A 21,514-nucleotide genomic window follows, 5' to 3' on the forward strand; every position below is an offset into this window, starting at 1 on the left:
GAATCCCATATCCGAGGACTCCAGGAATGACAGACCGCAAGACCGCCCTCATCACCGGCGCGGGCCGCAATATCGGCCGGGCCGTGGCGCTGGCCCTGGCCGGGGATGGCTTCAACGTCGTCGTCAACGGTTCCTCCGACAAGGCAGCGGCGGAGAGCGTGGCGGCGGAGGCCCGCGCGCTGGGCGTGCAGGCGCTGGTGGCCATGGGCGATGTCGGCGACCCCGCCGCCTGCGGTCGCATCGCCGCCGCGGCCCTGTCCGAATTCGGCGCGGTGGACGTGCTGGTGAACAACGCCGCGCTGCGCCCGGCCAAGGCCTTCCTGGAGACAACGGCCGAGGATTGGCGCCGGGTGATGTCGGTGGATCTGGAGGCCGCGATCTGGCTGTCCCAGGCCTGCCTGCCGGGCATGCTGGAACGCGGCTGGGGCCGCATCGTCAACTTCACCGGCATGAACGCCATCCACGGCTATGCCGGCCGCGCGCCGGTTTCCGTCTCCAAGCACGGGCTCTGGGGTCTGACCAAGTCGCTGGGCAAGGAGTTCGGGCCGAAGGGCATTACCGTGAACGCCATCTCGCCGGGGCCGATCGCGGCGGATGACGAGGGCGACAATCCCACCGAGTACCGCCAGAAGATGGTGTCCCGCGTGCCGGTGGGCCGCATGGGTACGCCGCGGGAAGTGGCGGCGATGGTGCGACTGCTGGTCTCGGCGGATGGCGGCTTCGTCAATGGGCAGATGCTGCAGGTGAATGGCGGCACGGAGACCTGAGCCGTAAGGCCCGCCGCCGGCACGGCGGCGGGCCGCAACGACCTTCGGTGCCTTCGCACCCTAGGTCATCATGCTCCAGCTTCAGAAGATCGCGGTCGGCGCCACGGTGCTGCCGGAGCCGCCCTGCACCTTCAGCGGCTGCATCATGAAGGCGAATTGCCGTTCCTGCCGGCGCGCCAATTCATCCAGCTTCAGATTCTCCAGCAGGTGCACGCCATGCGCCACCAGAGCCAGCTGATGCACGGGCAGGGAGGCGTCGGGCATGGTTTTGGAGGGCGCGCATTCCACCGGCCAGTTGTCGGCCCCCATCAGGATAGGGTTGCGCGCAATCAGCCACTCCGCCGCGGCGACGCCAATGCCCGGGCAGCTTCGCACATAGCGCGCATTCTCGCGGCCCCAGAGCGTGCCCCAGCCCGTGTGGATCAGCACCGCGTCGCCTTCCGCCAACTGCGTGTTCTGGCGGCGCAGCGCCTCCTCCAGATCCGCCACCGTGATCTCATAATCGTCGCCCAGAACCGCCACGCCCTTGGCGCCGGCGACATCGATCAGCACGCCGCGGGTGAAGACGGTGCCGATGGTGTGCACGCCCATTTCGGTGAAGCCGGACCGGCTGGTGATGGAGGGCATGTCCACGCAGTTATAGACCTGGTCGCCGATGGTCTGGTGCGGGAAGGCGTCGAGCTGGGTGCCGACCTGGCCAATCTCCGTGATGACGATCTCCTCATTGGAGCCTCGTCGATTGGCTTCCGGGTTCATGAAGGTGCGCTTGGTGTGCAGGTCGAAGCGCCTTGTGCCGAAGAAGGGCATGGTGGGGGCCAGCACATGGCCAAGCTCCACCATCTCCCCGGTCCGGATCAGGCTGGAGGCGGATTGCGCGCGGGCCGGCGTCATCAGGTTCATCGAGCCGCGGCGGTCATTCGGCCCCCAGCGGCTGGGGCAGCGCTGCGCGGCGGCCGGCGGCGACCAGCCGCCCTGGGCCTGGACCGGCGTCGCCGCCAGATGGCCGGTACCGCAGGCCAGGCAGGCGGCACCGAACAGGCCGCGGCGCGATATCTGTCTCATGGCGTTTCATCCCATTTTGATGGGCCGGCGGCGGTGACCGCCGCCGGCAATGGGACGCTAAACCAGATTCTGCCTGCGTAACGCTTGTCGCGGGGATTTGCTGGAAATCAGACTCCCACGAATTCTCCGCCGCGCATCAGCGGCTCCACCGCCCCGTCCTTGGTCACGCCGTCCACATCCAACTGCCCGCTGCCGATCATCCAGTCGATGTGGATCAGCGAGGCATTGGCGCCACGTGCCGAAAGGCGCTCCATCGGCACGCCGGCCGCGTCGCGCAGGCAGGTGGTATAGGCCTGGCCGAGGGCGATGTGGCTGGCGGCGTTCTCGTCGAACAGGGTGTTGCGGAACAGCAGCCCGCTGGCCGAGATCGGCGAGGAATGGGGCACCAGAGCCACCTCCCCCAGCCGGGCCGCACCCTCATCCGTCTCCAGCACCTTGCGGAGGACCTCCTCGCCCTTGGAGGCATGCGCCTCGACGATGCGGCCTTCCTCGAAGCGCACCACGATGTCCTCGATCAGCGTGCCGGCATAGGCGAGCGGCTTGGTGGAGCGGACGGTGCCCTGGACGCGCAGGCGGTGGGGGGTGGTGAAGACCTCCTCGGTCGGGATGTTGGGGTTGCAGGTGATGCCGTTCTTCGCCGGCTCCGCCCCACCGGCCCAGAGATGGCCATCGGCCAGGCCGAGGGTCAGGTCGGTGCCCGGCCCGCGATAGCGCAGCTCGAAAAAATCTTTCTCATTCAGGTACTTCGTGCGGGCATGCAGACGGGCATTGTGCGCGGCCCACTCCGCCACCGGGTCGGCCACATCGACGCGGCAGGCGGCGAAGATCGCGTCCCACAGCTTCGCGACGGCCTCCTCCTCCGGAATGCCCGGAAACACCTCCTTCGCCCAACCGGGCGTGGAGGCGGGGACCAGGTTCCAGTTGATGGCGAAGCTGGTGATCAGCTCCAGCGCCGGGCGATAGGCGATGGAGCGCGCGCGGTTCGACCGCGCCACCTTCTCCGGGTCCTGGCCGGCGAGCAGGGTCGGGCTTTCACCCACCACGGCGAGGCGGGCGGCATTGCCGCGAAACGCCTGGGCCATGCCCTCGAACAGCCAGCCGGGGGCGACATCGAAGGCCTCGGGCGCCGCGTGGCGATAGCGGGCCAGCGCGACTTCGTCATCGCCGATCAGCGGCGTCACCAGCGTGGCGCCGGCCTGATAGGCATGGACCGCGATGCGGCGGACCAGCGGCAGCGCCTCCACCGGGCTGGTCATCACCAGTTCCTGGCCCGGCTGGAGGTTCAGCCCGACGCGCACGGCAAGCGCCGCCAATCTGTCGAGCCGCGTGGCGAAGTCGGTCATGTCAGCCTGGTCCTGTCTCAGCTGCGTGTGGTGGGTTCGGCGGCGCGGGTGCGGGTCAGCCGGCGGATGGCGGCGACCACCGGGGGCTGGTCCCACTCAGCCTCACCCATCAGCCGGGCCACTTCCAGCCCGCGCCGGTCGATCAGGATGGTGGTGGGCAGCACGCGCACGCCCAGCGCACGGCCGGTGGCGCCGCGCGGGTCCAGCCAGATGCCCATGTGGCGCAGATTGGTGCGCTGGTAGAAGGGCTCCACCTGGGCGCGGCCGCCGCGGTCGTTGGACAGGGCCAGCACCTCCACCCCCTCCGCCGCCAGTTGCGCATGCAGCCGGTCCAGCGCCGGCATCTCGGCCACGCAGGGGGGGCACCAGGTGGCCCAGAAATTCACCACCAGGGCCTTGCCGCGAAAGGCCTCGAAGCCGGTCTGGCGGCCTTCGGCGTCGGTGAAGGACAGGCCCTCGGGCAAAGGCCGCGGCTCGGGATGCTCGGTCAGCCGTTGCAGGCCGTTGGCCGTGGCTTGGCGTCCCCCCGCCGTGGCGAGTAGGGTCGCGCCCGCGGCAAGCTGCAAAAACCCGCGACGGCCGCCATATCTCCTCTGCACTACGAAAGACCTCCTCCGTGACCGAACAGCGTGCGAGCCATGACCTCTGGGGCGGGCGTTATGCCGAAGGCCCCTCCGCCATCATGCGGGAGATCAATGCCAGCATCGGCTTCGACCGCAAGATGTGGCGCCAGGACATTTCGGGCAGTCTCGCCCATGCCGCCATGCTGCGCCATGTAGGGATCATCAGCGCCGAGGACGAGGCTTCGATCCGCCAGGGCCTCGCGGATATCGCCGCCGAGATCGAATCGGAAAAATTCGTCTTCAGCGACGCGCTGGAAGACATCCACATGAATATCGAGGCGCGGCTGACGGAGCGCATCGGGGAGGCCGGCAAGCGCCTGCACACCGCGCGCAGCCGCAACGACCAGGTGGCGCTGGATGTGCGGCTATGGACGCGGGATGCGATCGATGGGCTGGACCGGCAGATCGCGGATGTGATGCGGGCGCTGGTGGGCCGGGCGGCGGAACATGCCGGCACGGTGATGCCGGGCTTCACCCACCTCCAGCCCGCCCAGCCCACCACCTTCGGCCACCATCTTCTGGCCTATGTCGAGATGCTGTCGCGCGATCGCGGCCGGCTGGCCGATTGCCGCAAGCGTTTGAATGAAAGCCCCCTCGGCGCCGCCGCGCTCTGTGGCACCGGCTTCCCGATCGACCGGCACATGACCGCCGCAGCGCTGGGTTTCGATGCGCCGATGCGCAACAGCCTGGATGCCGTGGCCTCCCGCGATTTCGCCGCGGAATTCCTGTTCGCCTGCGCCATGTGCGTCACCCACCTGTCCCGCCTGGCGGAGGAGGTGGTGATCTGGACCAACCCCTATTTCGGCTTCGTCAAGCTCTCGGACGCCTTCACCACCGGCAGCTCCATCATGCCCCAGAAGCGCAATCCGGATGCGGCGGAGCTGGTGCGGGGCAAGACCGGGCGGGTGTTCGGCGCGCTGGTGGGCATGCTGACCGTGCTGAAGGGCCTGGCGCTGACCTATGGCAAGGACATGCAGGAGGACAAGGAAGGCATCTTCGATGCCGCCGAGACCCTGGCTTTGTGCCTCGCGGCCACCGGCGGCATGGTGCGGGACATGGTGCCGCAGCCTGATCGGCTGAAGGTCGCCGCCGGCGCCGGCTTCTCCACCGCGACCGACCTGGCGGACTGGCTGGTGCGCGAACTCAAGCTGCCCTTCCGGGACGCCCACCATGTGACTGGCAAGCTGGTGGCGATGGCGGAGGCGGCGGGGCTGGACCTCGCCGGGCTCAGCCTCGCCCAGATGCAGCAGGTGGATGCGCGCATTAGCCAGGGCGTCTTCGACGTGCTGACGGTTGACGCCTCCGTGCGGTCGCGCACCTCCTTCGGCGGCACGGCGCCCGAGAATGTCGCCCGCATGGCGGCGGAATGGCAGGAGAGACTGGCATGAAGCTGCTCATGGCGCTGCTGCTGGTGGTCGGCACGCTGGCCGCCTGTGGCCGTGCGGGCGGCATCCGCCCGCCTGGCCCGGCGGAGGAGATCAGCTACCCGCGCGGCTATCCCAACCGCTGAAGGGCGATTAGAACGGGGTGATGTCAATCGACGACACATCGCCCCTCGCCGACCTCGCCACACGGCGCGGCTATCACCACGGCAATCTGCGTGAATCGCTGCTGGAAGCCGCCCGGCGCCTGACCGCGGAACGCGGCCCCCATGGCTTCACCATGGCGGAGGCGGCGCGGCTGGCCGGCGTTTCCGCCTCCGCCCCCTATCGCCATTTCAAGGATCGCGACGCGCTGCTCGCGGAACTCTGCCGTCGCGGCTTCGCGCTGTTCGGGGCCAGGCTCGGCCAGGCGGGGCAGGAGGGCGGGCTGACCGCCATGGGCCGCAGCTACCTGGCCTTCGCGCGGGAGGAGCCGGGCTATTACGGCGCCATGTTCGACTGGCGGGCGGCCAGCCCCGCCGTGCCGGGCAGCGAGGCAAGTTTTGGCACGCTGGTCACGGCCCTGGCCCGCATGCTGCCACAAGGGATGGATGCGCGAAGCCTGGCGGTGCAGGTCTGGGCGATGTCGCATGGCGTGGCCGGGCTGGAACGCGCCGGCATGCTGCCCGCCGACCCGCCGCCGGAGGCGGTGCTCGAAGCCGGCGTGGCGCGGCTTCTGGGCTACACGGCCCGGTCGTAGCGGGCCTGCGCGGCCTGCACATCGGTCATATGCTGCTCGGCCCAGAGCCGTAGCCCGTCCACCCGCTCCGCCAGCGTCGCGCCCAGGGGGGTGATGGCGTATTCCACCGTGACCGGGACGGTGGGGAAGGCGGTGCGCGTCACCAGCCCGTCGCGTTCCAGCGATTTCAGCGTCTGCGACAGCATCTTCTGCGACAGGCCGTCGATCCGTCGCCGCAGCGCATTGAAGCGGTGTGGCGCCTCCGCCAGCAGGATGAGCAGCAGCACGGCCCATTTGTCGGCGATCCGGTCCAGCACCAGCCGCGTCGGGCAGTTCGCGTCATAGGCATTGGGAAGATGCATGGCGGTTTCCGGTCGGTAACCAAGTGAGCAACTAGTGCCTTCTTTGCAGTAGATATCAGAAAGGGCATCTGGTCACCAGAAGAAACCTAATAGGAGCATTCCCCATGAACATCGCCCTCATTGGCGCCACCGGCCAGGCTGGCAGCAAGATCCTCGCGGAGCTGTCGGCCCGCGGCCATCATGTGACCGCCATCGTCCGCAATCCGGAGAAGGTGCCGGCCCTGCCCGGCGTCACCGCGCGCAAGGGCGATGTCTTCGACGGGCCGGGCCTGGCGGCGCTGCTGGCGGGCCATGACCTGGCCATCAGCTCGGTCCATTTCCTGCAAAGCGATGCCGCGACCCTGGTCGGTGCGGTCCGGCAGGCGAAGGTGCCGCGCTACCTGGTGGTCGGTGGCGCCGGCAGCCTGGAGGTGGCGCCCGGCCTGCGGCTGATCGACACGCCGGAATTTCCCGCCATCTACAAAGCTGAGGCGACCGCCGGCGCTGATTTCCTGGACCTGCTGCGGCAGGAGAAGACGCTGGACTGGACGTTCCTCTCCCCCTCCGCCCTGTTCTTCGATGGGCCGCGCACCGGCATTTTTCGGCTCGGCGGCGACCAGCTGCTGAGCAACGCCCAGGGCAGCTCCATCTCCTTCGCCGACTATGCCATCGCCCTGGTGGATGAGGTCGAGCGTCCCGCGCATTCCCGCGCGCGCTTCACCGTGGGCTACTGAGCACAGTACTTCTTGGCGGGTGGGGCGATCGCCCCCAGAATAGGGGCATGGCCGCACCCGCTCCCCTGCTTCACCCGGACCCCGACCCCAGCTTCGCCGAGCTGCTCGCCCTCCGCCCGCATCTGCGCATGGACCCGCTGGCGGGCCTGATGATGGAGGAGGTGCCGCTGGCGCGCATCGCCGCCGCCCATGGCACCCCGGTCTGGGCCTATTCCGCCGGCGCGCTGCGCCGCCGCCTCGCGGCCTTGCAGGGCGCGTTGAAGGAGGCGCAGCTGGGCGCGCAGGTGCATTTCGCGGTCAAGGCCAACCCCAACCTGGCCGTGCTGCGTCTGCTCGGCCAGCAGGGCGCCGGCGCCGATGTGGTGAGCGAGGGGGAGCTGCGCGCCGCCCGCGCCGCCGGCATCCCGGCCGCCCATATCGTCTTCTCCGGCGTCGGCAAGACGCTGGCGGAGCTGCGTCTCGCCATCGCCGAGGACATCCAGCAGATCAACGCCGAAAGCGCGGAGGAGGTGGAGATGATCTCCGCCGTCGCCACCGCGATGGGCCGCACCGCCCGGGTGGCGCTGCGGGTGAACCCTGATGTGGACGCCAAGACCCACGCCAAGATCACCACCGGCAAGTCGGAGAACAAGTTCGGCATCGCCATCGGCGAGGCCCCGGCGCTCTATGCCCGCATGTCGGCGATGCCCGGCATCCATCCGGTCGGCATTGCCGTGCATATCGGCAGCCAGATCACCGCCGGCGTCGGCGCCTATCGCACCGCCTATGGCCATCTGGCCGATCTGGTCCGCGGCCTGCGCGCCCAGGGGCTGAGCGTGGAGCGCGTCGATTGCGGCGGCGGCCTTGGCATCCCCTATCGCGACGAGCCCGCGCCCAGCCCCGCCGCTTTGGCTGGCGCCATTTCCGCCACGCTGGGCAATCTGGGGGTGGAGCTGATGGTGGAGCCGGGGCGCTGGATCGCCGGGCCGGCGGGCGTTCTGGTCACCTCCGTCGTGCTGCAGAAGCTGGGCGAGGCCCGGCGCTTCGTGGTGCTGGACGCCGCCATGAACGATCTGGTCAGGCCCGCGATGTATGAAGCCTGGCATGGCATCGTGCCGGTCGCGCCGGCGGATTTCACCGCCCCCCTCGCACCGGCCGATATCGTGGGGCCGATCTGCGAAAGCGGAGACACATTTGCCCGAGGTCGTGGCATTCCCTCCCTCGCTCCGTCTAGTCTGGTCGCCATACTGGATGCGGGGGCTTACGGCGCGGCCATGAGCAGCACCTATAACAGCCGGCCACTGGCCGCCGAGGTCCTGGTCGATGGCGATCGCTTCGCCGTCGTGCGCGAACGCCAGACGCAGGAAGCGCTGCTCGCCGGGCAGCATGTGCCGGAGTGGCTCGACGCATGACGGATCAGGCGGCTGCCTCCCCGCTTCGCGGCCTGAGGCGCCGCCGCCGTCTGGCACGGCTGGCGCTGGGTTGGGAAAGGCTCTGGCCCGCCCTCTGGCCGCCGCTCGGCGTTTTTGGGCTGTTCCTGCTGGTGGCGCTGCTGGGTCTGCCGCTGATGCTGCCGGGCTGGGCGCAGGCGCTGCTTTCCCTGGCCTTTCTGGTCGCCGTGATCTTCGCCGCGCGCCACGGCTTTCGCGGGCTGGCCCTGCCGCGGGTGGAGGAGGCCGACCGCCGGCTGGAATCCGCCTCCGGCCTCGCCCACCGGCCACTTGCCGCCCTGGCCGACCGCCCGGCCGGCGACGACCCCGTGGCGCTGGCGGTGTGGGCGGCGCATCGCCGCCGTGCCACGGCCTCCATCCGCCGCCTGCGCGTTGGCCTGCCGCATCCGGGGCTGGCGCGCCGCGACCCGATCGCGTTGCGCAGCGCCCTGGGTCTTGCCTTGGGTGCCGCGCTGGTGATGGCGGGCAGCGAGGCGCCGGAACGGCTGCGCCGTGCCTTCCTGCCGCATTTTGGCCTCACCACGCCGGTTCCTGCGCTGCGTCTGGAAGCCTGGGTGACGCCACCCGCCTATACCGGCGCCGCGCCGATCTTCCTTGATGCCGCCGGCGGCAGCCTGACCGTGCCGCAGGGTAGCCAATTGCAGGTGGCGCTGTCGGGCGGCAGCGGCGGCGCGCCGGAACTGCAGCTTGGCAGCGCCGCGACGCCGTTCCGCGCCCTCGATTCCCGGTCCTGGGCGGCGGAGGCGCGGATCGATCAGGGCGCGCGGCTGGCGATTCGCCGCGGCGGGTTCGAGGTGGCGGGCTGGACCCTGACGGTGCAGGCTGACCAGCCGCCGCTCGCCCGCTTCACGGAGGCGCCGGCCCGCGCCGCCCGTGGTCTGGCGCTGCGCCTGCCCTGGCATGCGGAGGATGACTGGGGGCTGGTCAGCCTCGTCACCCAGATCCGCCTGGCGGCGCGGCCGCAGGCGCCGGCCCATGTGGTCGACATCAACCTGCCCTCCGTCCAGCCGCGCCAGGCCAATGGCGTCGCCAGCCCTGACCTGTCGGCCCATCCCTGGGCGGGGCTGGAGGTGCGGGTGCAGCTTCTGGCGCGGGACGGGGCGGGGCAGGAAGGGCGTTCCGCCGACGCCATCGTGATCCTGCCGGAACGCGCCTTCAGCCATCCCGTGGCCCAGGCCCTGATCGCCATCCGCAAGGCCCTGTCGCTGGACCCCACCGCGCGGCCGCCGGCGATGGCGGAGCTGGACGGGCTGGCTGAGGCGCCGGAAGCCTTCGAGCACGACACCATCACCTTCCTGGCCCTGCGCAGCGCCCGCCATCGGCTGGAACTCGACCGCAGGCCGGAGGCTGTGGCGGAAGCGCAGGAAACCATGTGGGAAACCGCCCTGGCGCTGGAGGAAGGCCGCGCCGACCGCACCGCCCGCGCCCTGGAACAGGCCCGCGCGGCCTTGCGGGAGGCGCTGGAGGAACAGCTGCGCCAGCAGCAGGAGAATCGCGAGCAGACGCCGGAGCAGAACCAGCAGAACCAGGAACAGCGCGCCGAGGCTGATCGCCGCATCCAGGAGCTGCGCGACGCCATCCGCCGCCATCTGGAGGCGCTGGCCGAGCGGCTGCAGCAGGAAAACGCGGAATCGATGACCACCGATCCGCAGAACCGCCTGATGAACCGCCGCGACCTGGACCGCCGGACGGAGCGGATGCGCGAGGCGAACCGGGAGAACCGCCCGCAGGATGCCGAGCGCGAATTGGCGGAGCTGGAGGAGATGCTGCGCGCGTTGGAGGAAGGCCGCTCCGCCCGCGCCGAGGCGATGGACCGCCAGCGCCAGCAGCGCGAACGCGGCCAGCAGCAGATGGGCGTGGTGCAGGACATGGTGCGCCGCGAGACCCAGATGCTGGACAGCGGCCATCGCCGGGCCGAGGCCGAGAATCAGCGGCAGGAGGCGGAACGCCGCGCCCAGCAATTGCTGAACCGCGCCCCCTGGTCCCGGCCGCTTCCGCAGCAGCCCGACCCGCAACAGCCGCGCCGCGAGGGTGATGCCGCGGCGCGGGAGGAAGCGGCGCGGGAGGCCCGCACCCAACGCGCCCTGCGCCGGGCGCTGGGCGAGGTGATGCAGCAATTCGGTGACCTGACCGGCGAGATTCCCGCGCCGCTCGGCCGCGCCGACCAGGCGATGCGGGAGGCGCAGGAGGCGCTGGCGGAGGGCCGCGACGCCCGCGAGCCCCAGCAGACGGCGATCCGCGAATTGCAGGAGGGCAGCCGCCAGATGGCGCAGCAGATGCAGCGCCAGTTCGGCCAGGGCGAGCCCGGCGAGGGGGACGAGGAAGGCGAGGGTGAAGGCCAGGGCCAGATGATGGGCGAGGGCCAGGGCCAGGGGGAGGGCAATGACCAGGCCCAGAACCAGGGCCCGGGCCGCGACCCGCTCGGCCGCCGCACCCGCGAATCCCCTGGCGCCCAGGACAATGGCAGCGACACCCGCGTGCCGGATGAGGCCGAGCTGCTGCGCACCCGCCGGATTCAGGAGGAGCTGCGCAAGCGCGGCGCCGAACGGACGAGGCCGCAGGAGGAGTTGGACTACATCGACCGGCTGCTGCGGCGTTTCTGACGGCGATGGTCATCACCGAGACTCCGGTGCCGGGCGGCCTGGCCCGGATCATCGCCCTGCATGCCGAATGGTACGGTCGCCATTGGGGCTTTGGGCTGCCCTTCGAGGCCAAGGTGGCGGCGGAACTCGGCGCCTTCGCCACCGCCCTGCCGCATCCGGATGCGCAGCTGTTCCTGGCGCTGTCCGAGGCGGGGGAGGTGGTGGGCGGCATCGCGCTGGACGGTCGCGACCGTCCATCGGCCCGCATCCGCTGGTTCATCGTGGCGGAAGGCGCTCGTGGCGGGGTGGGCCGCAGGCTGCTGGGCGCGGCGCTGGATTTCGCCGCGGCGCGCGGCTTCGAGCGGCTCTGGCTGACCACCTTCGCCGGGTTGGATGCGGCCCGGCGACTGTATGAGCAGCACGGCTTCCGGCTGATTGAGGAAGCGCCCGCCGAAAGCTGGGGCGTGCGGGTGCAGGAACAGTTGTTCGAGCGTCCCTGACGATGAGGGAGTCGGCGTCTCCGACTCCAAAAATGCGACGAAACAATATGGACTGGTTGCAAGTCCGAAAGGGATGGCCGGCCCCCGGGACATGCGACAAGCTTTCGCCATCGGCCTGCCGCCGAGGGGGAGAAAACGCGCATGGCCATCCGCATGGGCTACAACGTCGCCTATCGCTGGCAGGGCATCAGCCTGCATTGCTGGATGACGGCGCTGGAGATGCTGATGCACTGGCGCTACGGCTGCATCTACGGCGTTGATCCCGGCACCGGTGCCAACCGCGTCGCTCATACCGCCCAGGTGCAGACCGCCAAGGCGCGCAACCGCGGCTTCGCCCCCGGCGCCATCGAGGGCTATGGGCTGCAGCAGGTTCTGCGCAATGACATCTCCGCCCAGATCGATGGTTGGCGTGAGGCATTGCGGCATCGCGGGCCGATCCTCGCCTCCGGCACCTATGGGCCGGCGAGGATCGTGGGTGGGCATGTGGTGCTGATCGTCGGCATCAGCGGGTCGAACAAGGTGGTCTATCTGGACCCCTTCCTGATCGGCATGAAGGCCATCGCCGGCAATCACGCCACCTATGTCAGCCCGGCGGATTGCTTCGCGCGGCTGGCCAAGCCCTATGGCGTGAACCAGCTCTTCCAGGCGGCCTCCGGCGGCGCGGATGCGGGATTCGGCTGGCCCTGACCCTTTGCAGCACTGGCGCGGGCTGCGAGGCTGGGCGGGACAGACGGAGACGCAGCCCATGTCCTTCACCGCCCCGCCGCGCCGGCTCGGCACGCTCGAACGCCCGGATTGCCGGATCGCCTATGAGGTGACGGGCAGCGGCCCACCCATCGTCTTCGCCCATGGGCTGGGCGGCTGCTACCTGTCCTGGTTCCAGCAGGTGGCGCATTTCGCGCCGCGCTACACCTGCGTCAGCTTCTCCCATCGCGGCTTCTTCCCCTCCACCGCGCCGGCGGGCGGGCCGGACCCGCGCGACTATGCGGGGGATCTGGCGGCGCTGGTCGACCATCTGGACCTCGGCGACATCGCCTTGGTCTGCCAGTCCATGGGCGGCTGGACGGGCGTGGAATATGCGCTGGCACGGCCGGGGCGGCTGAAGGCCCTGGTGCTGGCCGCGACCACCGGCTCGCTCGACCCGCGCCAGATGCGGGAGCCCGCGCGAGGCCGGCTGGAAGGCTGGAACCGGGACTCGGCCGCCGCCCGCGCCGCCATGCAGGCCGCGAATATCCACCCGGCCGGCGGCCCGGCCATGGCCGAACGCCAGCCGGCGCAGCATCACCTTTACGCCGCGCTCGACCGGTTGAGCGCCGGGCTGGACAAGGAGGCGCTGCGTGCCCGGATGACGGAGATGCGCCGCCGCCCGCCCGCCGACCTCGCTGGCGGCAACTGCCCGGTGCTGTTCATGCCGAACGGCCAGGACCAGGTGATCCCGCCCTTCGCGCTGGAGGCGATGGCGCCCGAGATTCCCGGCGCCAAGGTGGCCCGCATCCCCGATGCCGCCCATTCCGCCTATTTCGAGACTCCCGCCGCCTTCAACGCCCTGGTCGAGGCCTTCCTGATCGAGGTGGGCCACTCACCCCAATAGGCCGAAATGCCGGGCTGCCAGGGTGTAGAACCCCCAGGCGACGGCCCCGCAACCGAGCGCCAGGGGCAGGGACAGCCCCTGGCCCATGGCGACGGCGATGATGCCGAGCACGGTCGCCGTCGGCACCAGGCCCCAGAGCACCGTGACGGTGAAGGCGCGGATTTCCGCCGGCGGCGCGCCATCCACGCCGAGCCAGATCATCGACAGGATGGAGATCAGCGGCAAAGCGGCGATCCAGCCGCCGAGCTGCGGGTTGTGCCGCGCCAGCAGGTTGATGCCGCCGATCACCGCGGCGCTGGCGGCAACCTTGAAGACCATCAGCATGGCGCCTCGCCCCCCGTCACACAGCGCAGCAGCAGCGCCAGGCCTTCCGCGATCCGGTCGCGCTCGGCCGGTGTCAGCCGGGCCAGGCCGGCGGCCAGGCGGTGCTGATCCAGGCCGGTATGTTCCTCCAGCACCGCCGCCCCCTGGGCCGTCACGGCCACCTCCACCACACGCTCATCCGAGGCGCGCCGCGTCTTGGTCACCAACCCCTTCTCGGCCAGCCGGCGGATGATCTCGGAGGCGGTGTTGGTGGCGCAGCCGATGGCCTGGCCGAGGGACTGCACCGTCGCGCCACCCTCCGCCGCATATTGCAGCACCCGCACCGCCTGGTGGCTCAGCGGCGTCGCATAGGGGCGGTGGCCGTGGCGGTAGATCGCCGCGTAGCGGTCGGACAGCAGCCGGGCCAGATCGGGATCGCTTCGCATAAGACGAATTTATCGTCATGAACGATATAATTCAATCGCGCCGCCGCACAGGGATGTCAACGCGGCAAGGTTGACCTTCGGGGGTGGGGGCGTGGATGCAGGACCATGTCCGCCTCCCCGCCACCCGGCCGCCGCCGGTTCCTCGCCGCCGCGCTGCTGCCGCTCGCCGGCTGCCACCAGCTCGGGCCGCAGCAGCTCGACCTGGACCAGCTCGGCTATGCCAATGCGTTGGGGGAGGGGCTGAAACGGCAGATGCTGCTGAACATGGTCCGGCTGCGCTATGGCGACGTGCCGACCTTCCTGACCGTCAGCCAGTTGATCTCCGGCTATACTCTGCAGGCCGGCGGGCAGGCGGGGCTGAACGCCTATCCCAATGCCAATCCGGGCAATTTCGCCACCCTGTCCGGCACCTTCGAATTCGCCTCCCGTCCCACCTACAACTTCACGCCGGTGACGGGGGAGCGCTTCGCGCGGGCCTATCTGCGGCCGCTGGAGCCGGCGCAGCTGCTGTCGCTGGCGCAAAGCGGCGCGCCGCTGGACCTGCTGTTTCGCATCGGCGTGCAATCGGTGAACGGCCTGCCCAACCAGTCCGTCAGCGGCGGTGCGCCTCGCCAGAGCTCGGATGGGTTCGAGGCGCTGATGCGCGCCTTGTCCGAAGCGCATGGCGCCCGCGCGCTGAGCCTGCGCTTCGAAAGCGAGGGACATGGCAACCGGGTCTTCCTGCTGCCCGGCGGCGGCGATTCCCGTGCCGAGCCCGCCTTGCGCGAATTGCGCCGCCTGCTGGGGCTGAGCGGACCGGTTCGGGAATTCGAACTGGTCTATGGCCGCGCCGCGGCCGGGGCAGGGCGGGTTTCGGTGCTGACCCGGTCCCTGTTGCAGATCCTGTATGAGATGGGCAGCCAGATCGAGGTGGCGCAGGCCGATATCACCAGGGGCGCGACCTTGCAGTACGAGGCGCGCGCCGCGGACCGGCTGGTGACGATACGCCAGGGCGACCGTGCGCCGGCCGAGGCCTATGCCTCGGTGGTCTATCGCGGCCGGTCCTTCTGGATCGATTTCGACGATTTCCCCTCCAAGGTCACGTTCGCCTTCGTGCAGTCCTTGCAGGTGCTGGCCGAAAGCGGGCCGGGGCATACGCCGCTGACGGTCACCATCCCCGCGCAATAATCGCCGCCCCCTCGCGGGCGGCGCCTGGTCGGGCTAGGTTGGGGGCATGCGTTACATCTCCACCCGCGGCGATGCCCCGTCGCGCGATTTCGAAGGCGTTCTGCTGGCCGGCCTCGCCGAGGATGGCGGGTTGTTCGTGCCGGAGGCCTGGCCGGTGCTGACCAGCGCCGAATGGCGCGCACTGCGCGGCATGCCCTATCCGGACCTCGCCGCCCATATCCTGGCGCTGTTCACCGGCGGCCAGCCGGATGAGGCGACGCTGCGGCCCATGCTGCGCCAGGCCTATGCCGGCTTCGGCCACCCGGCGGTGGCGCCGCTGGTGCAGCTGGATACGCGGGTCTTCGCGTTGGAGCTGTTCCACGGCCCGACGCTCGCCTTCAAGGACATGGCGATGCAGGCCCTCGGCCCGCTGTTCGACCATGTGCTGACCCGGCGCGGCGAAAGGGTGACGGTGGTCGGCGCCACCTCCGGCGACACCGGCTCCGCCGCCATCGAGGCGCTGCGCGACCGTGCGGCGGTGGATGTGGTGATCCTGCATCCGGAAGGCCGCACCAGCGTGGTGCAGCGCCGGCAGATGACCACGGTGCTGTCCTCCAACATCGCCAACCTCGCCATCCAAGGCTCCTTCGACGACTGCCAGGACCTGGTGAAGGAGATGTTCTCGGACCTGCCCTTCCGGACCGAGATGCAGCTTTCCGCGGTCAATTCGATCAACTGGGCGCGGATCGCCTTGCAGATCCCGTATTACGTGGCCTCCGCCCTGGCGCTCGGCGCGCCGGATCGCGAAGTGGCGTTTTCGGTGCCCACCGGCAATTTCGGCAATGTGCTGGCGGCCTGGGCGGCGCGGCGGATGGGCCTGCCGATCGCGCAGCTGCTGATCGCCTCCAACCGCAACGACATCCTGACCCGCTTCCTGTCCTCCAACGACATGACCATGCGGAGCGTGGAGCCTTCCTTCTCCCCCTCCATGGACATCCAGGTCTCCTCCAACTTCGAGCGCCTGCTGTTCGAATTGCTGGGCCGCGACCCGGTGGCGACGGCCGATACCATGCGGCGCTTCCGTGCCGAGGGCCGCATGCCGGTGCCGGATGCCGCCTGGCGCAGCGCCACCCAGGTGTTTCGCGGATTTGCCCTGGATGATGCCGGCACGCTGGCCGAGATCGGCCGGCTGCATGGGCAGGGCTATCTGGCCGACCCGCACACCGCCATCGGCACCGCCGCCGCCATGGCCAGCCCGCCCGCCGACCCGGCCATCCCGATCGTCGTGGCGGCCACCGCACATCCGGCCAAATTCCCGGATGCGGTGCGCCAGGCCACGGGTATCGAGGCCCCTCTGCCTTCGCGCCTTGCCGACCTATATGAGCGTCCCGAGCGTTTCACCCGCCTGCCGGCCGATCTCGGCCAGATCGAGGCCTTCGTGCGACGCCACACCCTGCGCAACGTCGCCTGACGGGCGGCGAAGGAAGATCATGAACGACGCCATCCGCCTGACCCGGCTGCCAAGCGGCCTGACCGTGGTGTCCGAGAAGATGCCCCGGGTCGAGACCGTCTCGATCGGCGCCTATGTCGATGCCGGCACGCGGCATGAGGCAGCGCCGGAGAACGGCGTCTCCCACTTCCTGGAACACATGGCCTTCAAGGGCACCGAACGCCGCGACGCCGCCGCCATCGCGCGGGAGATCGAGAATGTCGGCGGCCATCTGAACGCCTATACGTCCCGCGAAAACACCGCCTTCTACGCCAAGATCCTGAAGGAGGATGTCGGCCTCGCCGCCGACATCCTGGGCGACATCCTGTCCCACAGCACCTTCGTGCCGGAGGAGCTGGAGCGTGAGCGGGGCGTGATCCTGCAGGAAATCGGCCAGGCCAACGACACGCCGGACGACATCGTCTTCGATCATTTCCAGGCCACCGCCTATCTCTCCCAGGCCATGGGCCGCCCGGTGCTCGGCACCGAGGAGACCGTCGCGGCGATGAGCCGGGAGGCGCTGACCGGCTATATGCGCCGGCATTACGGCCCGTCCCGCATGGTAATCGCCGCCGCCGGCGCGCTGGAACATGAGGACCTGCTCGACCTCGCCCAGCGGCATTTTTCCGAACTGCCCAGCGCCATCGCCGCCGTGCCCGAACCCGCCCGCTACACCGGCGGTGAGTTCCGGGAGGAGCGGGACCTGGACCAGGTCCATCTGTGCTTCGGCTTCCCCTCCGTCGCCTCCACCCACCGGCTGCACATGGCGACGCAGCTTCTCTCCACCCTGCTCGGCGGCGGCATGTCCTCCCGCCTGTTCCAGGAGATCCGGGAAAAGCGCGGGCTGGTCTATTCCATCTATTCCTTCGCCTCGCCGTTCCAGGATGGCGGGCTGTTCGGCATCTATGCCGGCACCGGCGAGGACCAGGCGGAGGAGCTGGTGCCGGTGGCGCTCGAGGAACTGCGCCGGGTGCAGCGGGACGTGACGGAGGATGAGCTGAACCGCGCCAAGGCCCAGCTGCGCGCCAGCCTGCTGATGAGCCTGGAATCCACCGGCAGCCGCTGCGAACAGCTCGCCCGCCAGCTCCAGGTGCATGGCCGCATCATCCCCACCGAGGAAACCAAGGCGCGCATCGCCGCCGTGACGGTGGACCAGATCCAGGAAGCCGCGGCGCTGGCCTTCCGGGGGGCTCCGACCCTGGCGGCGCTGGGTCCGGCGGGCAAGGTGCCGGGGCTCCCGGCGATCACCGAGAAGCTGGCGGCATGAACAACGCCGAACTGCTGGCGGATCTCGTCGCCGCGGCGCGCCGCGCCGGGGCCGACAGCGCCGATGCGCTGGCGGTGCAGAACGCCTCGCTCTCCGTCTCCCGCCGCCTCGGGCGGATCGAGCAGTTGGAGCGGTCGGAGGGATTCGACATCGGGCTCCGTGTTTTCCTGGGCAAGCGGCAGGCCATCGTCTCAACCACCGTGGCGGACCCCGCCGGTTTCGCGGCGCTGGCCGAGCGCGCTGTGGCCATGGCGAAAGTGGTGCCGGAGGATCCCTTTGGCGGCCTCGCCGACCAGTTCGATCCGCCGCGTGATGCCGCCGAGCTCGACCTGCACGACCCGAGCGAGCCGGATGCGGAGGCGCTGATCGCCCGCGCCGCCGCGGCGGAGGAGGCGGCGCTGGCGGTGCCCGGCGTGACCAATAGCGAGGGCGCCGATGCCAGCTGGGGCCGGGTGCGCATCGCACTCGCCACCAGCGCGGGCTTCGCCAGCAGCTACGTCCGCACCTCCCACAGCCTGTCCTGCACCGCGCTGGCGGGGCAGGGGACGGCGATGGAACGGGATTACGACTATTCCTCCGTCGTGCATCTGGCCGATCTGGAGGATGCCGAAGCGATCGGCCGGCGCGCCGGGCAGCAGGCCGTGGCACGGCTGAACCCGGTGCGGGCGAAGACGGCGCGCATCCCGGTGGTCTATGGGCCGCGTGTGGCGTCGTCCCTGCTGGGGCATCTGCTGGGGGCGATCAACGGCGCCTCCGTGGCGCGTGGCACCTCCTTCCTCGCGGATCGCCTGGGCGGCCAGGTGCTGGCCAAGGGCCTGACGGTGCGCGACGACCCCTGGCGCCCGCGCGGCCTGCGGTCGCGCCCCTTCGATGGGGAGGGCATGGCCGGCGCGCCGCGCGCCATCGTCGAGGATGGGGTGCTGACCACCTGGATCATGGACTGGCGCAGCGCCCGGCAGCTCGGCCTGGCCAGCACCGGCCATGCCAGCCGCGGCACCGGCGGGCCGCCCGGCCCCGCGGCGAGCAATCTGTGGCTGGCGCCGGGCAGTCTGAGCCCGACAGCGCTGATGGCCGATATCAAGGAAGGTCTCTACGTCACCGACCTGATCGGCATGGGGGTGAACGGCATCACCGGCGACTACAGCCGTGGCGCCGCCGGCTTCATGATCCGCGATGGCGTCCTGGCGGAGGCGGTGAGCGAGATCACCATCGCCGGCAATTTGAAGGACATCTTCCTGAACATGACGGCGGCGGACGACCTGGTGTTCCGCCGTGGCACGGATGCGCCGACCATCCGCGTGGAAGGTCTGACCCTCGCCGGCGCCTGACGCGCCGGCGGAGGGTGTGATGCTCAGTTCAGCCGCAGCGCATGGATATGAGCCGGATCGGGCGCGATTTCGCCGCGCTCGATCCGCTGCACAAGCGATGTCAGGGCCGCATTGGCCGGCGTCGCCAGGCCAAGCGGCGCGGCCTGGGTGGCGATGAAGCCGTTCAGATATTCGATCTCCGTCCGCCGTCCCTTGACCATGTCCTGGCCCATGGAGGGGCGGTGCCCCGCCGCGCCGCCGGGCTTGTTCGCCTCCGCGATGCGCGCCGCGTCGTAGCCGGCGACGGCCTGCGCATCGCCTTCTCCCGCGCGGGCGATCAGCTCGGGGTCGAGGTGTAGAATCTCCTCCAGCCCATAGCCCAGCGCCTTGCCGAGGCGGATCGCCTCGCTGCCCAGCCGGGCGGTGAAATGGCGCAGGCGGTCATCCAGCAGCACGTCGCGGCTGATGAGCCCGGTGGCGGCGGAGATGCCGTTGCCCATCACATTCGCCACCAGCTTCGACCAGCGTTCGCCCCACAGGTTGTTCGTCACCAGCGTGCTGTCGGACAGGGCGGTGAGGCGCGCCACCTCCTTCGCCCGATCGGTGACGCGGCCATGCACCTCCCCCACCCGATAGACCGTATGTGCCGCGCCACCCTTGCCGGAGGCGCGCTTCACATGGCCGGGGGCGGCGAGTTCGACGGTGATGGAGCTGGCGATGCAGCCTAGCGTGCGGCCCCAGCCGACGAGGCCGGCGATGGTCTCCTCATTCATGCAGTTCTGCAGGCTGACCACATAGCCATCCGGCGCCAGATACTGCCGCACCATCAGCGTCGCCCAGTCGGTGTCGTAGGATTTGACGCAGATGAAGGCGATGTCGAAGGGCTTTTCCCGCGCCACGGACTGCAACTCCGTCAGGTGCAGGGCGCGCGCCTTCACGGTGAATTCAGGCACGTCCTTGATGTGGCTGATGCGCAGGCCGGTGGCGCGAATCGCCTCCACATTCTCCGGCCACATATCGACGAAGGTCACATCCTCGCCGGCCTGGACCATATGCGCGCCAGCATAGCCGCCGACCGCGCCGGCCCCGATGATGGCGATGCGCTTGCCCATGAACTGTTCCCTTCCCCTGATTCCGCTGGCGCGGAGGCTATCGCCGCGAGCGTGGACCGGCCAGATGGGGCCGGCTCGACAGGGTATAGGTCACAGGAATAACCTTTTGGGCCAGGAGGACCGCCATGACCCCGAACCAGAGCCAGACCCACCGATGAGCCTCGCCGGCCCCGCCACACCACCGCCCCGTCAAGCGGATTTGCCCGGCGTCAGCCTGTGCTACCGCGACACTGGCGGCGCCGGGGTGCCGATCGTGCTGCTGCACGCCAATACCGGCACCAGCGCGAGCTGGGACCCGCAATTCGCCGCCTTCACCGCCGCCGGCTATCGCGTGATCGCCTTCGATCGTCGCGGTTGGGGTGGCAGCCTCGCCAACGCCGCCACCGGCCCGCAGCCTGCCAGCGTGGCGGAGGATCTGGATGCGCTGGCCACCCATCTCGCCTTGCCGCCCTTCCATCTGCTGGGCGTCGCCGGCGGCGGCTTCGTCGCGCTGGACTTCGCCAGCTGGCGGCAAGACAGGCTGCGCAGCCTGACCGTCGCGGCCAGCACCGGGTCCTTCTCCGAGCCCGAAATGGAGCAATTGACCCGGAACGTGCTGTTCGATGGCTTCAAGGCGCTGCCGGAAAGCTTTCGGGAGATCGGCCCCTCCTTCCGCGCCGCCTATCCGCAGCGGACGGAGGCCTGGGCCCATGCGCAGGAAGTGGCGAAACAGCCGGAGGCGCCAGCCCAGCCGCTGCGCACGCCCAATACCTTCGCCAAGATCGCGACGATTCGCCTGCCGATGCTCTCCGTCACCGCCAGCGCCGACCTCTACGCGCCGCCGACTTTGATGGCGCGCTGGCTGCGGCATGTTCCGCAAGCGGAGGTCGTGGCCATCGCCGATGCCGGTCATTCCGTGCCAATGGAGCAGCCGGACCAATTCAATGCGGCCGTTTTGGCCTTCCTCAACAGGCTCTGACACCCCTCGGCGCTGGACAAGCCGGCCGGTTCAGGCGAAGAGGCGCCCTTCCGCTATCGCCCCCTCGCCGCCCGGAGCCTGTTCCCCATGACGTCCCCGGTTTTCGACCAGATCGCCGACATCATCGCCGAAAACAGCGAAGTGGCGCGCGACAGCATCACGCCGGGCGCGCATGTCATCAATGACCTGGGCATCGACAGCCTGGACTTCCTCGACATCGTCTTCGCGATCGACAAGGCCTTCGGCATCAAGGTGCCGGTGGAAAGCTGGACGCAGGAAGTGAATGCCGGCACCGCGCCGGCCGAGAAGTATTTCGTCATGGGCAACCTCGCCCAGCGGATCGAGGAGCTGGTGGCCGCCAAGCAGGCCAAGGCCTGAGACCAGGCGTTCAGGGAGGCACGGGGGCACAGGCG

General features: G+C 69.9%; 23 protein-coding genes. 16 read left to right on the forward strand and 7 right to left on the reverse strand.

Translation table 11 applies throughout. The features are described 5' to 3' along the window. Window positions 1-26 precede the first annotated feature (26 nt). A complete protein-coding gene (locus ACVFYP_RS10605) occupies window positions 27-767 on the forward strand; it encodes an SDR family NAD(P)-dependent oxidoreductase (protein WP_499200143.1) in 741 nt (246 codons plus the stop codon). Window positions 768-848: 81 nt separating this feature from the next. Here ACVFYP_RS10605 and ACVFYP_RS10610 read toward each other — a convergent pair whose 3' ends face one another. From ACVFYP_RS10610 to ACVFYP_RS10620, 3 genes are all read right to left on the reverse strand, one after another. Further along, the gene (locus tag ACVFYP_RS10610; RefSeq protein ID WP_499200144.1) at window positions 849-1,829 is read right to left on the reverse strand and encodes a cyclase family protein; all 981 of its coding nucleotides are present in this window, start codon (window positions 1,827-1,829) and stop codon (window positions 849-851) included. A 107-nt stretch (window positions 1,830-1,936) separates the two neighbouring features. Further along, a complete protein-coding gene (locus ACVFYP_RS10615) occupies window positions 1,937-3,172 on the reverse strand; it encodes an aminopeptidase (RefSeq protein WP_499200145.1) in 1,236 nt (411 codons plus the stop codon). A gap of 17 nt (window positions 3,173-3,189) precedes the next feature. Beyond that, window positions 3,190-3,771, reverse strand: coding sequence for a TlpA family protein disulfide reductase (locus ACVFYP_RS10620; RefSeq protein ID WP_499200146.1), 582 nt, complete (start codon window positions 3,769-3,771; stop codon window positions 3,190-3,192). Between the two features lie 17 nt (window positions 3,772-3,788). Here ACVFYP_RS10620 and argH point away from each other — a divergent pair, with 17 nt between their 5' ends. From argH to ACVFYP_RS10635, 3 genes are read left to right on the forward strand one after another with little or no spacing between them, the layout of a single operon-like run. After that, window positions 3,789-5,183, forward strand: a complete 1,395-nt coding sequence (gene argH, locus ACVFYP_RS10625; RefSeq protein WP_499200147.1) for an argininosuccinate lyase — start codon at window positions 3,789-3,791, stop codon at window positions 5,181-5,183. Next, window positions 5,180-5,305 carry an LPS translocon maturation chaperone LptM gene (locus ACVFYP_RS10630; RefSeq protein ID WP_499200148.1) on the forward strand — a complete coding sequence of 42 codons (126 nt, stop codon included), beginning with the start codon at window positions 5,180-5,182 and terminating at the stop codon, window positions 5,303-5,305. Before argH ends, ACVFYP_RS10630 begins: the two co-directional genes overlap by 4 nt. A 20-nt stretch (window positions 5,306-5,325) precedes the next feature. Then, complete coding sequence (locus tag ACVFYP_RS10635) at window positions 5,326-5,916, forward strand: TetR/AcrR family transcriptional regulator (protein WP_499200149.1); 591 nt, start codon at window positions 5,326-5,328, stop codon at window positions 5,914-5,916. On the opposite strand, the gene ACVFYP_RS10640 is transcribed toward ACVFYP_RS10635, so the two are convergent. Next, entirely contained in the window at window positions 5,898-6,257 is a 360-nt protein-coding gene (locus tag ACVFYP_RS10640) for a winged helix-turn-helix transcriptional regulator (RefSeq protein ID WP_499200150.1), read from the reverse strand. The genes ACVFYP_RS10635 and ACVFYP_RS10640 overlap by 19 nt on opposite strands. 104 nt (window positions 6,258-6,361) lie before the next feature. Between ACVFYP_RS10640 and ACVFYP_RS10645 the strand changes: the two genes are divergently transcribed. From ACVFYP_RS10645 to ACVFYP_RS10670, 6 genes are all read left to right on the forward strand, one after another. Continuing rightward, on the forward strand, window positions 6,362-6,970 hold the full coding sequence (locus tag ACVFYP_RS10645) for an NAD(P)-dependent oxidoreductase (RefSeq protein ID WP_499200151.1): 609 nt from the start codon (window positions 6,362-6,364) through the stop codon (window positions 6,968-6,970). A 47-nt stretch (window positions 6,971-7,017) separates the two neighbouring features. After that, window positions 7,018-8,361, forward strand: coding sequence for a diaminopimelate decarboxylase (lysA, locus tag ACVFYP_RS10650; protein WP_499200152.1), 1,344 nt, complete (start codon window positions 7,018-7,020; stop codon window positions 8,359-8,361). Further along, window positions 8,358-11,003, forward strand: a complete 2,646-nt coding sequence (locus tag ACVFYP_RS10655; protein WP_499200153.1) for a DUF4175 domain-containing protein — start codon at window positions 8,358-8,360, stop codon at window positions 11,001-11,003. Before lysA ends, ACVFYP_RS10655 begins: the two co-directional genes overlap by 4 nt. A gap of 5 nt (window positions 11,004-11,008) precedes the next feature. Then, window positions 11,009-11,482 carry a GNAT family N-acetyltransferase gene (locus tag ACVFYP_RS10660; protein WP_499200154.1) on the forward strand — a complete coding sequence of 158 codons (474 nt, stop codon included), beginning with the start codon at window positions 11,009-11,011 and terminating at the stop codon, window positions 11,480-11,482. Window positions 11,483-11,623: 141 nt separating this feature from the next. Continuing rightward, window positions 11,624-12,169 (forward strand): papain-like cysteine protease family protein, encoded by a 546-nt coding sequence (locus ACVFYP_RS10665; protein WP_499200155.1) that lies wholly within the window; start codon window positions 11,624-11,626, stop codon window positions 12,167-12,169. Between the two features lie 58 nt (window positions 12,170-12,227). Further along, complete coding sequence (locus tag ACVFYP_RS10670; RefSeq protein ID WP_499200156.1) at window positions 12,228-13,073, forward strand: alpha/beta fold hydrolase; 846 nt, start codon at window positions 12,228-12,230, stop codon at window positions 13,071-13,073. On the opposite strand, the gene ACVFYP_RS10675 is transcribed toward ACVFYP_RS10670, so the two are convergent. Then, window positions 13,062-13,391, reverse strand: coding sequence for a DUF3147 family protein (locus ACVFYP_RS10675; RefSeq protein WP_499200157.1), 330 nt, complete (start codon window positions 13,389-13,391; stop codon window positions 13,062-13,064). The two genes, ACVFYP_RS10670 and ACVFYP_RS10675, sit on opposite strands and share 12 nt — an antisense overlap. Then, complete coding sequence (locus ACVFYP_RS10680) at window positions 13,391-13,822, reverse strand: MarR family winged helix-turn-helix transcriptional regulator (protein WP_499200158.1); 432 nt, start codon at window positions 13,820-13,822, stop codon at window positions 13,391-13,393. Before ACVFYP_RS10680 ends, ACVFYP_RS10675 begins: the two co-directional genes overlap by 1 nt. 105 nt (window positions 13,823-13,927) lie before the next feature. Between ACVFYP_RS10680 and ACVFYP_RS10685 the strand changes: the two genes are divergently transcribed. From ACVFYP_RS10685 to ACVFYP_RS10700, 4 genes are read left to right on the forward strand one after another with little or no spacing between them, the layout of a single operon-like run. Further along, complete coding sequence (locus tag ACVFYP_RS10685; RefSeq protein WP_499200159.1) at window positions 13,928-14,989, forward strand: hypothetical protein; 1,062 nt, start codon at window positions 13,928-13,930, stop codon at window positions 14,987-14,989. A gap of 46 nt (window positions 14,990-15,035) precedes the next feature. Then, window positions 15,036-16,439: a threonine synthase gene (thrC, locus tag ACVFYP_RS10690; protein WP_499200160.1), complete on the forward strand. Its 1,404-nt coding sequence runs from the start codon at window positions 15,036-15,038 to the stop codon at window positions 16,437-16,439. Window positions 16,440-16,458: 19 nt separating this feature from the next. Beyond that, the gene (locus tag ACVFYP_RS10695) at window positions 16,459-17,724 is read left to right on the forward strand and encodes a M16 family metallopeptidase (RefSeq protein ID WP_499200161.1); all 1,266 of its coding nucleotides are present in this window, start codon (window positions 16,459-16,461) and stop codon (window positions 17,722-17,724) included. Next, complete coding sequence (locus ACVFYP_RS10700) at window positions 17,721-19,052, forward strand: TldD/PmbA family protein (protein WP_499200162.1); 1,332 nt, start codon at window positions 17,721-17,723, stop codon at window positions 19,050-19,052. The genes ACVFYP_RS10695 and ACVFYP_RS10700 overlap by 4 nt, the downstream gene beginning before the upstream one ends. 23 nt (window positions 19,053-19,075) lie before the next feature. Here the strand turns inward: ACVFYP_RS10700 and ACVFYP_RS10705 are convergent, their stop codons facing one another. Beyond that, window positions 19,076-20,143 (reverse strand): ketopantoate reductase family protein, encoded by a 1,068-nt coding sequence (locus tag ACVFYP_RS10705; RefSeq protein WP_499200163.1) that lies wholly within the window; start codon window positions 20,141-20,143, stop codon window positions 19,076-19,078. 154 nt (window positions 20,144-20,297) lie between these two features. Between ACVFYP_RS10705 and ACVFYP_RS10710 the strand changes: the two genes are divergently transcribed. Beyond that, complete coding sequence (locus tag ACVFYP_RS10710; RefSeq protein WP_499200164.1) at window positions 20,298-21,101, forward strand: alpha/beta fold hydrolase; 804 nt, start codon at window positions 20,298-20,300, stop codon at window positions 21,099-21,101. A gap of 87 nt (window positions 21,102-21,188) precedes the next feature. Further along, window positions 21,189-21,479 (forward strand): acyl carrier protein, encoded by a 291-nt coding sequence (locus ACVFYP_RS10715; RefSeq protein ID WP_499200165.1) that lies wholly within the window; start codon window positions 21,189-21,191, stop codon window positions 21,477-21,479. The last annotated feature ends 35 nt before the right edge of the window (window positions 21,480-21,514 follow it).

The organism is Roseomonas sp. F4, assembly GCF_053891155.1.

Coding starts and splice junctions, on each gene's coding strand:
- ACVFYP_RS10700 (WP_499200162.1), top strand. CDS start 17,721: ATGAACAACGCCGAACTGCTGGCGGATCTCGTCGCCGCGGCGCGCCGC.
- ACVFYP_RS10660 (WP_499200154.1), top strand. CDS start 11,009: ATGGTCATCACCGAGACTCCGGTGCCGGGCGGCCTGGCCCGGATCATC.
- ACVFYP_RS10705 (WP_499200163.1), bottom strand. CDS start 20,143: ATGGGCAAGCGCATCGCCATCATCGGGGCCGGCGCGGTCGGCGGCTAT.
- ACVFYP_RS10630 (WP_499200148.1), top strand. CDS start 5,180: ATGAAGCTGCTCATGGCGCTGCTGCTGGTGGTCGGCACGCTGGCCGCC.
- ACVFYP_RS10695 (WP_499200161.1), top strand. CDS start 16,459: ATGAACGACGCCATCCGCCTGACCCGGCTGCCAAGCGGCCTGACCGTG.
- ACVFYP_RS10715 (WP_499200165.1), top strand. CDS start 21,189: ATGACGTCCCCGGTTTTCGACCAGATCGCCGACATCATCGCCGAAAAC.
- ACVFYP_RS10665 (WP_499200155.1), top strand. CDS start 11,624: ATGGCCATCCGCATGGGCTACAACGTCGCCTATCGCTGGCAGGGCATC.
- ACVFYP_RS10685 (WP_499200159.1), top strand. CDS start 13,928: ATGTCCGCCTCCCCGCCACCCGGCCGCCGCCGGTTCCTCGCCGCCGCG.
- ACVFYP_RS10645 (WP_499200151.1), top strand. CDS start 6,362: ATGAACATCGCCCTCATTGGCGCCACCGGCCAGGCTGGCAGCAAGATC.
- lysA (WP_499200152.1), top strand. CDS start 7,018: ATGGCCGCACCCGCTCCCCTGCTTCACCCGGACCCCGACCCCAGCTTC.
- ACVFYP_RS10655 (WP_499200153.1), top strand. CDS start 8,358: ATGACGGATCAGGCGGCTGCCTCCCCGCTTCGCGGCCTGAGGCGCCGC.
- ACVFYP_RS10680 (WP_499200158.1), bottom strand. CDS start 13,822: ATGCGAAGCGATCCCGATCTGGCCCGGCTGCTGTCCGACCGCTACGCG.
- ACVFYP_RS10605 (WP_499200143.1), top strand. CDS start 27: ATGACAGACCGCAAGACCGCCCTCATCACCGGCGCGGGCCGCAATATC.
- ACVFYP_RS10610 (WP_499200144.1), bottom strand. CDS start 1,829: ATGAGACAGATATCGCGCCGCGGCCTGTTCGGTGCCGCCTGCCTGGCC.
- ACVFYP_RS10670 (WP_499200156.1), top strand. CDS start 12,228: ATGTCCTTCACCGCCCCGCCGCGCCGGCTCGGCACGCTCGAACGCCCG.
- ACVFYP_RS10635 (WP_499200149.1), top strand. CDS start 5,326: ATGTCAATCGACGACACATCGCCCCTCGCCGACCTCGCCACACGGCGC.
- ACVFYP_RS10640 (WP_499200150.1), bottom strand. CDS start 6,257: ATGCATCTTCCCAATGCCTATGACGCGAACTGCCCGACGCGGCTGGTG.
- ACVFYP_RS10615 (WP_499200145.1), bottom strand. CDS start 3,172: ATGACCGACTTCGCCACGCGGCTCGACAGATTGGCGGCGCTTGCCGTG.
- ACVFYP_RS10675 (WP_499200157.1), bottom strand. CDS start 13,391: ATGGTCTTCAAGGTTGCCGCCAGCGCCGCGGTGATCGGCGGCATCAAC.
- ACVFYP_RS10710 (WP_499200164.1), top strand. CDS start 20,298: ATGAGCCTCGCCGGCCCCGCCACACCACCGCCCCGTCAAGCGGATTTG.
- thrC (WP_499200160.1), top strand. CDS start 15,036: ATGCGTTACATCTCCACCCGCGGCGATGCCCCGTCGCGCGATTTCGAA.